This is a genomic window from Massilia timonae CCUG 45783, from assembly GCF_000315425.1.
Classification (GTDB): Bacteria; Pseudomonadota; Gammaproteobacteria; order Burkholderiales; family Burkholderiaceae_D; genus Telluria; species Telluria timonae.
Genome location: NZ_JH992922.1, coordinates 1,972,868 through 1,983,730 on the forward strand (window position 1 = coordinate 1,972,868; position 10,863 = coordinate 1,983,730).

Annotated in this window: 8 protein-coding genes; 4 read left to right on the forward strand and 4 right to left on the reverse strand. The window is 63.8% G+C overall.

Annotated elements, in window-relative coordinates; genetic code table 11:
* Positions 1-73: 73 nt before the first annotated feature.
* Positions 74-1,632 (forward strand): IS3 family transposase gene (locus HMPREF9710_RS08385; protein ID WP_229409704.1). Its coding sequence is split into 2 segments (ribosomal slippage): positions 74-536 and positions 536-1,632, totalling 1,560 coding nucleotides; the frame shifts between segments, so codons are not numbered across the junction.
* A gap of 57 nt (positions 1,633-1,689) precedes the next feature.
* Here the strand turns inward: HMPREF9710_RS08385 and HMPREF9710_RS08390 are convergent.
* Complete coding sequence (locus HMPREF9710_RS08390) at positions 1,690-2,064, reverse strand: SpoIIAA family protein (RefSeq protein ID WP_157225458.1); 375 nt, start codon at positions 2,062-2,064, stop codon at positions 1,690-1,692.
* A gap of 506 nt (positions 2,065-2,570) precedes the next feature.
* Between HMPREF9710_RS08390 and HMPREF9710_RS26505 the strand changes: the two genes are divergently transcribed.
* Positions 2,571-4,586 (forward strand): DUF4214 domain-containing protein, encoded by a 2,016-nt coding sequence (locus HMPREF9710_RS26505; protein WP_005665547.1) that lies wholly within the window; start codon positions 2,571-2,573, stop codon positions 4,584-4,586.
* A gap of 10 nt (positions 4,587-4,596) precedes the next feature.
* Here HMPREF9710_RS26505 and HMPREF9710_RS08400 read toward each other — a convergent pair whose 3' ends face one another.
* Positions 4,597-5,565 (reverse strand): LysR substrate-binding domain-containing protein, encoded by a 969-nt coding sequence (locus HMPREF9710_RS08400; protein ID WP_005665548.1) that lies wholly within the window; start codon positions 5,563-5,565, stop codon positions 4,597-4,599.
* Between the two features lie 162 nt (positions 5,566-5,727).
* Between HMPREF9710_RS08400 and HMPREF9710_RS08405 the strand changes: the two genes are divergently transcribed.
* Entirely contained in the window at positions 5,728-6,984 is a 1,257-nt protein-coding gene (locus HMPREF9710_RS08405; protein ID WP_005665549.1) for an aminotransferase class V-fold PLP-dependent enzyme, read from the forward strand.
* Positions 6,985-6,990: 6 nt separating this feature from the next.
* On the opposite strand, the gene HMPREF9710_RS08410 is transcribed toward HMPREF9710_RS08405, so the two are convergent.
* Complete coding sequence (locus HMPREF9710_RS08410; RefSeq protein WP_005665550.1) at positions 6,991-8,181, reverse strand: DUF2325 domain-containing protein; 1,191 nt, start codon at positions 8,179-8,181, stop codon at positions 6,991-6,993.
* A 496-nt stretch (positions 8,182-8,677) separates the two neighbouring features.
* On the opposite strand from HMPREF9710_RS08410, the gene HMPREF9710_RS08415 reads away from it, so the two are divergent.
* Positions 8,678-9,427: an IS4 family transposase gene (locus HMPREF9710_RS08415; RefSeq protein ID WP_005665551.1), complete on the forward strand. Its 750-nt coding sequence runs from the start codon at positions 8,678-8,680 to the stop codon at positions 9,425-9,427.
* Here the strand turns inward: HMPREF9710_RS08415 and HMPREF9710_RS08420 are convergent.
* Complete coding sequence (locus HMPREF9710_RS08420; protein WP_040775238.1) at positions 9,400-10,734, reverse strand: IS4 family transposase; 1,335 nt, start codon at positions 10,732-10,734, stop codon at positions 9,400-9,402. The genes HMPREF9710_RS08415 and HMPREF9710_RS08420 overlap by 28 nt on opposite strands.
* Between the last annotated feature and the right edge of the window lie 129 nt (positions 10,735-10,863).

Sequence of the window (10,863 nt, forward strand, 5' to 3'; positions counted from 1 at the left end):
CCCCCTCTGTCAGGATAGATGTCGCGTCACTTGAATCACTTTAATCCATCCGGGGGCGGAGCAAAGACGCGCAGTGAATCAGTACCCAGCAGAACGCAAGGAAGCCATTCTTCGGCAAATGATGCCACCGGAGAACAGGCCGGTATCGGCCCTGGCGAAGGAGAGCGGCATCTCGGAACAGACACTTTATACTTGGCGACGAAATCTACAGTCTCAGGGAGTGCCGGTGCCGGGAAATGGAAAGAATGCGGTCGTGTGGTCGTCGGCCGACAAGTTTGGCGTGGTGCTGGAAACGGCACACATGAACGAGGCGGAACTGGCTCAATACTGTCGTGGCAAAGGCTTGTTCGTCGAGCAGGTTGCCGAATGGCGCGAGGCCTGTCAGCAGGCCAATGAAGCACCGGCCGAGCGCAACCGGGAGCTGCGCGAGCAAAGCAAAAGCGACCGCAAAGAAATCAAGCAGTTGAAGAAGGATTTGCAGCGCAAAGAGAAGGCACTGGCAGAGGCAGCGGCGCTGATCATTCTCAGAAAAAAAGCCCAGGCGATCTGGGGGGAGCCCGAGGACGATTGATCGGCACTCCAGATCGCCAGCAGGTGATTGCACTGGTTGAAGAAGCCGTCGACGGCGGGTGTCGGCGTGCACAGGCCTGTAGCGCCTTGGAGATCAGCCTTCGCACCTATCAGCGCTGGATGCGCGACGGTGACGGCGATAACGGCCAGGTTGACGGACGAAAAGGCAGCCGCCGCGTGGCGCCGGCCAACAAGCTGAGCGAAGACGAGCGCCAGCGAATTCTGGAGGTTGCCAACAGCCCTGAATTTGCCAGCAGTCCGCCTAGTCAGATCGTGCCGACCTTGGCTGATCGAGGCGAGTATTTGGCATCAGAATCGACTGTCTACCGGATCTTGAAAGACGAGAAGCAGCAGCATCACCGCGGCCGCGCAAAGAAGCCAAGCACAAGGGTCGTCACGAGCCACTGCGCAACCGAGCCGAACCGCTTGTGGGCGTGGGACATCACGTGGTTGCCGACCGGAGTGCGGGGCTTGTATTTTTACTGGTACATGGTACTTGACGTCTACAGCCGCAAGATCGTCGGGCACGAAGTGAATGTCGCCGAGTCGGCTGAAATGGCATCGCTGCTGATGCACAAGGCCAGCTTGGCCGAGGGACTGGCCGGGCGTGAGGTGGTGCTCCACTCGGACAATGGCAGTTCGATGAAAGGCTCCACAATGTTGGCGACGTTAGAAAAGCTGGGGATCATGCCGTCGTTCAGCAGGCCTCGTGTGAGTAACGACAATGCCTACGCCGAGTCACTGTTCCGGACCTGCAAATACCGGCCGAACTATCCGAGCAAGCCGTTTGAAAGTATCGAAAAGGCGCGGCAATGGACGCTGTCATTTGTGCAGTGGTACAACCATCAGCACAAGCACAGCGGCCTGAAATTCGTGACGCCTGCGCAGCGCCATGACGGCAGGGACGCGGCGATCCTGAACCACCGCAAGCAGATCTACGAGGCTGCGAAGCAACGCCATCCGGAGCGCTGGAGTGGGGCTACTCGGGACTGGGAATTGAACGATGAAGTCTGGCTGAATCCGGAACGGAAACCGCCAGAGCAATTAAGAAAAGCCGCATGACTTGACGCGACATCTTTGTTGACAACTACCGATATCGACCCAAAGCAGACCGCCCGTTCACTCCTCAAGCCAGTGCAAGGCTTGCGTAAGGTCGTTATAGAAAACGCGGTATTCCCCCTCACCAAATTGTCCGAAGGCGATCCGCGCTAAGTAAGCCAGTCGTGTATTCGGAACCAAAATCGCTTTACGGAGAGGCCGATCTTGGAATAGTTGTCTTGTTCTGTTGTCGAGTTTTTCTTGCATCAGTGCAAGCTCAACGTTATCCGACTCCATTTCCAATCCGTCATAGAGTACGCGCGTGTAACCGGTATCCTGAAGCAGTTGGACTACCCGCTCGTGTGTTTCTTCAAGCATGTGTTCGGTTAATTCGCCTCTCAGTCGAGCCACAATAACGTTGCCGAGAGGCTCAATCCAAAGTTGAGTATTTGGCATTTTATCCACTTAAATTAGTTTAAAGCTCGCAATTGCACCTCCGTAATACCAGAGGAAACCGCTCCTTAGATGTGACCGCTTCTGGCCGATTGCGGGCGACTAGCACGGCTCAGTGTACCCGGCTGTTGCCTACAGAGCAACTACGGAGCTGTTAGGCATTCTCGCCTGAGGTATCACATCAGTTCCACATTCAGTACCACATAGCATTTCTGTGAACCTTCTAAAACAGCTTGCAATCCACGCTAAGCCATTGATATGATGGGTTTTTGCAGTATATCTAGTTCCACTCAAGTCCGGGTCTGAAAGCTGGTTCGATGTTGGTCAGCGGCACCAATACTCAGCAGGTCCAAAAGGTTACAGGCGCAAGCCCGTAACCTTTTTTGTTTTCCGGATGTGAAACAAGCGCGCGCCATGCAGCCCGCATGGAATCGCGCCATGCGGACGAGTTCACATCGTGCGCCCGCCCGGGTGGATATACTCTCGGTATCCGATACCGAGGAACGATCATGGCAACCGCATTCACTTCGCAGGCCAGCGCCGCCGAATCCACCTGGCCGCTCCAGCCGCGGTTTTCCTATCCCAACGGCGACGTGGTGCAGGTTGCCGAAAATACCCGCGACGTCACCGTCGACATCATCTCCCAGGGCCCGTCCGGTCCGATCTACAACGACTATGTGATCACCGGCGGCGCCGACGCCGCGCTGTTCACGATCGACCAGGCTACCGGCCTGCTGCGCTTCATCGCGGCGCCGGACTACGAATCGCCGCGCGACCGCGGCGCCGGGGCGGGCAACAACACCTATCAGGTCGAGGTCACGCGCACCGATGGTGCCGGCACTGCCGCGCAGCTGTTGACGATCTGGGTTACCGACGTCGACGAGCGTCCCGGCACGGCGCCGCAGGTCAGCGTCATCGATAACCGCGAGGTGCGGGTGCGCACGGTCACCGAGGCCGACGGCAAAGAGCGCCAGGTGCTCACGGCCGGCACCGCCCGCGTGGACGGCCCGGACACCAACGGCACCGGCCTCACGAGCGCGGTGCCGGTCGTCGTCGACGGCAGCGGCCGGGTCCTGCTGCGCGCCGACCTGCCGTCGGAAGTAGGCATGACCGCCAGCGGCAGCGTGGCGCCGGAGGCGGCCGGCGCCGCGCTGGCCGACCTGTTGCGCGAGGTGCGCCAGCACAGCGAGGCTGGTTCCGCCTCGCAGGCCAGCCTGGTCGCCGGCGCCACCCGCTTCATCGCCGAGGCCGCGAACACGCCGCTGCTGCTGCAGACGATCGCGCCGACTGCCGCTTTCGGCACGGCGCCGCTATTCGGCCCGCTGGAACTGGTCGGCGTCGAGGCCGCGGCCGGCAATCCGCTGGTCGCCGTGGTCATCGATACACGCGGCCTGTGGAGCAGCAGCGTCACCCTGGACCACATCGGCTTCGCCGCGCTCGCCGGTGAAGTCACGGTCAGGAGCGGCGCCGGCAACCAGCACGTGGTGGCCGACGCCGACGCCCAGACCCTCAACCTGGGCGAGGGCGACGACGTGGCCTATGCCGGCGGCGGCGACGACGTCATCGACGGCGGGGCGGGCAATGACCGCCTGCATGGCGAGGACGGCGACGACGACATCACCGGCGGCGCGGGTGACGACTGGATCGACGGCGGCATGGGCATCGACACCGTACGCCTGGCGGGGAGCCGGGCCGATTACACGATCCGGGTCGAACAGGGGCATGTCGTGGTCATGGCCCGCGACGGCACCGAAGGCAGCGACTCTCTCGCGAACGTCGAGATCCTGAATTTCGGCGGCGACGGCGCCGAACGCTCGGCGCGCGGCACCATCACGCGCATGATCGAATCGCTCGAGGACCGTGTGGCGACCCGCGTCGAACTCGACGCCTGGGAAGCGCAGCATGCCGCCGGCATGTCGCTGCTCGAGATCTCGGCCAGCCTGCTCGCGGCGAGCGGCGCCGACGATGCCATGAGCGACGACGATTTCGTCAGGTCGCTGTACGAAAACGGCATGGAGCGCGGCGGCAACCTGAGGGAGTTGTACGGCTGGCTGGTCGGGCTGGACGCGGGCGCGCGCACGCGGGCAGACGTCTTGCTGGAGTTCGCCGACCACTTCGCCATGCTGCAGTATATGGACTGGTATGGGTCCAGCGCCTGGATCGCCGACACCGATGTCGGCATGCTGGTGCGCATGTATGACGTCTTGTTCGACCGCGCGCCCGACCAGGATGGCCTGAACTACTGGATCGCGGCCAGTGAAAACGGCATCGGCATGGCGGCAATCGCCGACACCTTCGTGGGCGCGGCGGAAGGCAAGTTCGGCGGCATGAGCAATGCGCAGTATGTCGCCCACCTGTACCAGGCGGGCCTGGAGCGCACGGCCAGCCAGGCCGAGGTCGCGGGCTGGGCCGCCCTGATCGACGACGGCACGCTCAATCGCGGCGACGTCCTGCTCGGCATCGCCAATTCGGCCGAGATGGCCGCACTGGTCGGCGTGATGAGCGCCTCGATCGACCTGCTCTGAATCCGCCGTCTCAGGCCGGGGACGCCGCCAGCGGCTGGAACTGGTGCAGCGCGACCTTGCCCGCGGCCGGCGGCATGGTCGCGCGCAAGCCATCCATATCGGCCTGCAGCCGCGCGCGCATGGCGCCCAGCATCTGGCGCGCGAAGGGCGACAGCGGCCGGCCGGCGGGCCACATCGTCAGCGCCGTGAATTCGAGCCGCTCCGAGAACGGACGAAATACCAGGCCGGCATCGAGGTAGTCGACCGCCGTGACCGGATTGACGAGGGCGACGCCGATGCGGTTGCGCACCAGCTCGCACAGGCTGAAGGTGTACGAGGTTTCGACCACTGTCTGCAGTTGCAGGCCGTGGGCGTGCAGAATCGCGTCCAGGCGCTGGCTCACCGCGTCGTCCGGATGCAGCGCCACGAAGGGATGACGCGCCAGCTGCTTCGGCGTGACCACGCTGCTGCGCGCCAGCGGATGCCCGGGAGGCAGGGCGACCACGCCGAAGTAGTGCGCGAACAGCGCATGCTCGACGCCGGCGGTGGAGATGTCCTGGGCCGCGATGCCCAGCTCCACCTCGTCGCGCAGCACCTGGCTGCGCACGTCCTGCGAGCCCATCACCTGCAGCGACACCATGCTGCGCGTGCCGGCAGCCGCCAGGTCGGCCAGCACGCGCGGCACGAAGCCGGTGCCAAGTCCGGGAAAGGCGGCGATGCGCACCCGGCCGGCGCCGAACTGCTTCAGGCTGCGGATGCGCTGCTCGATCACGTCCATGCCGACGAAGTGGCGCTGGACCTCGGCCAGCAGGGCCTGCGCCTGCTGGGTGGGCTGCAGCTTGCCGCCGGGGCGCTGGAACAGTTCCAGGCCGGCGCGCTCCTCGAGCCGGCGCAGCGCCATGCTGACGGCCGGCTGCGACAATCCCAGCACTTTCGCCGCGCGGGTGGCGGAGCCCGAGGTCATCACGGTGCGGAAGATCTCGATGTCGCGGCTGAGCATGGCGCTGGTCCGGTGGTGGTGGGTGTTGGCGCGATTCTAACCCGGCGGCGCGCGGGCCGGCCCGGGGTATCAATGGCGCTTATGGGGCGATCATTCCAGGGGCAGGCGCGCGGCGCTGGCCTGCCTATACTTTCCTGCACATCCATTCTCGCGGGAGCCTCCATGAAACCGATCGCCTATCGCCGCCGCAAGCTGCTGCGTACCGCCGCAGGCCTGAGCCTCGGGGGCGCGGCGCTGCCCTGGCCGGCGGCGGTTGCCGCGGCCGACGAAGCCGGCCTGGGCGCCAGCTATGACGTGGCCGGGGACATCGTCAATCTCGAAAACGCCTACTATGGCGTCATGGCGCGCCCGGTGCTGGAAGACTACAAGCGCAATCTCGACTACCTGAACCGCCATCACTCGCACTACCTGCGCACCCGCTTCGACCGCGCGGACATGACGGCGATCCGCGCGCAGCTGGCGGCGTATGCCGGCGCCGCGCCGGGCGAGATCGCGCTCACGCGCAGCGCGGTGGAGGCGCTGCAGAACCTGATCCTGAACTACCGGCTGTTGAAGGCCGGCGAAGCGGTCATGATCTGCAACCTGGACTACGGCACGGTGATGGACGCCATGCGCGAGCTGGCCAAACGCCGCGGCGCCGGGCTGGTCTCGGTGACGATTCCCGAGCCGGCCACGCGCCAGGGCGTAATCGACGCCTATGCCGAGGCGCTGCGGCGCCATCCGCGCACGCGGCTGCTGCTGCTCACCCACATCAACCATCGCACCGGCCTGGTGCTGCCGGTGGCCGAGATCGCGCGCATCGCCCGGGAACGCGGCGTGGACGTGGTGGTCGACGTCGCGCAATCGTTCGGCCAGCTCGATTTCCGCATTCCCGACCTGGGGGCGGACTTTGTGGGCGCCAACCTGCACAAATGGATCGGGGCGCCGCTCGGTCTCGGGTTCCTCTATGTGCGCGAGGGCCGCCTGCAGGACATCGACATCGATTGTGGCAACACCGAGCATCCGCCGACCGACATCCGGGCGCGCGTGAACGCCGGCACCCTGAACGTGGCGGCGGTGATGACGATTCCGAGCGCGCTGGCCTTCCATGCGCGCATTCCGCTCGCGGCGCGCGCGGCGCACCTGCGCGCGCTGCGCGACTACTGGGTGACGCGGGTGCGCGCGCTGCCGGGCGTGCAGGTGCTGACGCCGGACGACGCCGGGATGACGGGCGCGGTGACCTCGTTCCGCCTGCAGGGAAAGACGTCGTTCGAGGACAACGTGGCGCTGGCGCGCACGCTGCTCGATCGGCATGGCATCTTCACGGTGGCGCGCGAAGGCCCGGTCGGCGGCAGCTGCATCCGCGTCACGCCTTCGTACTACACGACCACGGCGCAGCTGGAGCGCCTGGTGGCGGCGATCCGCGCGCTGGCTGCGTGAACAGCATTAGCCGGGTTGGGTGTCCTCGGTGGCGGCTTCCTGCAGGCCGCGCACCAGGCTCGAGACGCTCGGGTTGTCGACGAAGACGCAGCGCTTGCCGTGGCGCTTGCAATGGTCCTTCACGCGCCAGTAGGCGCTGTGGCTGATGCAGCCGGTCTGGCAGATCACCAGGTCGGCCGCGGCCAGGCTGGCGTCGAGCTGGCTGCTGCTGTCCTCCAGGCCGCCGTCGTGGTGGGCGAACTGGGCGCCGACCCGCTCGATCATATTGCGGTAGATCGGGACGCTGCTGCTGCGGCCTCCGACGCACAGCACGCTGCGGTTTTCCAGGCGCACCGGCGTCGCGACCGGCGCCACCTGGATCGGTTCGGGCGCGGCCTCGGCTTCCGGCGCCGGGGTGGGAGCAGGAGCGCGCGCCGCCTTCAGCTCGGCCAGCTGGGCGCGCAGCGCCTGTTCGCGCGCCTCCATCTGCGCCACCCGCTCGGCCAGGCGCTCGCGCGTGTCGAGGTCGGGAACGCTGGCCTGCAGCCGCGCCAGTTCGGCGCGCAGGGCCTGGACGTCGCCATCGCGCGCGATGGTCGCCGCCCGCGCCGCGCGCAGCTGGTGCTCGAGGCGCTCGCACTCGACCGCCTTTTCCTGTCCCAGCGCATTGCAGCGTTCCTGCAGGCGCGCCACGTCGCGTTCGAGGCGCGCGTTGTCGGCGACGACTGCATTGAACTTGTTGATGTCGGCGCGGGCGCAGGCGCCGGCCTGGTGCTGCACCATATGGATGTCGCGGCACATCTTTTCTTCGAGCGCGGTGCTGCAGCGCGGATGCGACAGCCCCGCCCAGAACGCCCCGGCGACGTCGCCAGCGGCCACCGCGGCGTCCCACATGGCCTCGACCTGCTCGGTGCTCTTGGCGGCGCGGAAGCGTTGGACGTGCTGCGCATAGCGGCGCTCGAGCTCTTTCTGCACCGCATCGGCGACCGGCGTGCGCAGGGCGCACTCGCTGACGGTGCCGACGTGGATGTCGTAATCGTCGTGCAGCACCTTCCCGCCCGTCACCTTCTCCACCAGTTTGCGCAAGCCGCCCAGCGGCAACCCGACCCCGACCAGCGGGCAATGGCAGGCATGGGACAGCTCCCACACGCGCCGCCGGCGCGATCCCTGCGTGCCGTCAGCAGGGCAGGGCACGTTCGAAGCGTGTTTGTCGCACATATCGTTCCTCTCGACGCAGGTTGGTGGCATCAGATGATAATGATTCTCATTCATTATTCTATCTCACCCATCACGCCGCGCAAGCGAAATCTTCACCCGTGCGCCACCACCCCCACCCCCAACATGAGGGTCAGAGTAGATTTATTGAGCAATTCTCCAGAATTGCTTTTAATTCTACTCCGACCCTCATTATTCAGTTGGGAAGAAATTGCCTGACAAGCTGACTGTGTCACCAATTAATCCAATTTGGTGAGAAATTGCTCAACAAATCGACTCTGACCCTGATTATTTCAGGACTCATAAATTGCGCAAGAATATCTAATTAAGTAAGCGCTATTGCGACCCAAGAAATGATTTCTCCTATGAGAGAATAATGTTCTAGAAGCAGCGATTCGACGATCAAAACAATGAGGGTCAGAGTATAATGCCGCTAAGTTAACGATCTTTGCGGCATTTTTTCGTTGTAAACGTGGCTCAGAAATGTTAACTTTCGGCCATGCTTTCTGATGCCATCCCCCTCGTCATTGACCTACCTAATCCTCTTGAGTGGAGCCGCCTTGGCGAACATCTGCCCTACGAATGGGTGGAAGCTGCGTTAGTAGCGAACGATAAAGCGACTATCCGCTCTCGGCGGTTACCCGCGCAGCAGGTCGTCTGGCTAGTCATTGCTCTGGCGATCTATCGACACCGTTCCGTCAAGGACATTGTCGACTCGCTCGACCTGGCATTGCCCGAGTTGGCAGACCGTTGCATCACCTCCAGCGCGACAACGCAAGCTCGACAACGCTTGGGCTCCGAGCCGCTTGAATGGTTGTTTCACAAGTCGTCGCGGCAGTGGATTGCGCACGATGAAGCGCATTATCTGTTCAAGGGCTTGCATCTGCTTGCCATGGATGGCACGACATTGCGCCTGGCAGATAGCCCAGACAATCGCGAGCACTTTGGTTCTCAAATCTACCCCAACAACAAGGTTGCCAGCTATCCACAAGCACGCGGCGTGACCCTGATGATGATGGAAACCCAACTGATCCGTGATGCCCGTTTTGGACGCTACGACATCAGCGAAACGACGCATGCCCACTCTCTGCTCGAGAGCATTCCTGACGACTCGCTCACTGTGTTTGACCGAGGCTTTCTGTCAGCGCAACTACTATGCAATCTCGTCAACCATGGAACGAATCGACACTTCCTTGTGCCCACCTCGTTATACACAACTCGTCAGTCTCCAAGTTCGCGTAGTGCTTGAAGGGTGAGAGCTGAGGCGCGCACGTCGCGCAGCCCTTCCCAGAGGGTCTTGGCACCAGGTTCGCCATCACCTTTTCGGCCCAAGAAGCCGCCCGCGCGGGCGATCAAGCGTATTACTTCGTTTAACGCCGGGTTGGGCTGGGGGCGTAATTTGTTGAGCAAGTAGGCGCCGCGTATCTCATCGGGATCAAAGAACAAGTGGGCATCCAGGTTCGGGCAGGTACGGCCCATGCGTACCAGATAGGCAATGCGCCAGGCTACGACCAAGTACAGCGCCAGTGCGCGCTCGATGCGCTCGATCGTGCCCAGCTGAAGTTCCTCGACCTTGCAGCCGTTCTTGAGCACATTGAACAGCATTTCAATTTCCCAGCGGGCGCGATACCAGTCGATCAATTCGGCCACCTCGGCCGCGCTGGTGGCGACCCGGTTCGTCAGCAGGCGCCATTCGATCGGCTTGACGCCGGCCGGAGCGCCGTGTTCACGCGCCACGATGCATGTGGCGGTCACCACCTTGCCCTTGCCCGCGTTCAGTTCGACCCGGCGTGCCCACAGCTGCTGGCGCACGATGCGCGCCTTGGCGCCCGGCCGCGCGGCCAGCGCGAACTCGATTTCCCCCAGCGGCGCGCCTTCCGTGGCATGCGGCCACAGCTTCTCGCTGTTGGGCAAGCAGCGGTTGTGCGCGGCGCGCACCAGCCAGTCCACCGGGCAGTCGAGCTGCTGCGCCCGCGCCATCAAGGGCAGCATGTCCGCCTCGCGGTCGGCCACATACACCAAGCGCGTGGCGGGCAGGCGCGGTGCCAGTTCCGCCAGTCTTTCGTAGCCTTCGATCCAGCGCAGGCTTTCCTTGGGGCCGCCGCGCTGGCCGTTGGTGTCGCGCAGCGCGCGCGCCCACATCCACACGTCCAGGATCCCCAGCGGCTCGCGCGCCGTCGTCACCGCGTAGGTGGGGTGGACGTACATGCCGCGCTGCGCTTCATAGCTGAGCGGTCCGAGGCCGCGCGCCTGCTGTCCGTTAAAGTCCAGTTCGGTCGTGTCCTGCAGACACAGCACCACCGACTGCTCGGCCATTCGCCGTTCCGTTTGCTGCCAGTGCGGCTCCAGGATTGCCCGCCAGTCGACGCCGTCATTGTCGAAGAAGCGATACGCGGCCATCGTCTCACCCCAGCCGTTACAGGCCTTTGGCACGCTCGCCGTCGGTGCCCCCGCCATTGTTTCCATCAGTGTCCTCGCTCGCCGGTTCAGGCGCGCGTCGCCCAGGTCGAGTTGCTCAAACTCCGAATCGGTCCATCCCTTCGATTTGCTCGCCAATTGCGCCACGCAAAAGACGAGAGTAAACGCGATTTTGCAAAGGTTTACAAGGGCGCTGGCAAGTCATTGAAAGTAAACGGGATTTTCAGCCGGCGTGGTGAGGCTGGCGGACTTGTGTATAACGAGGTG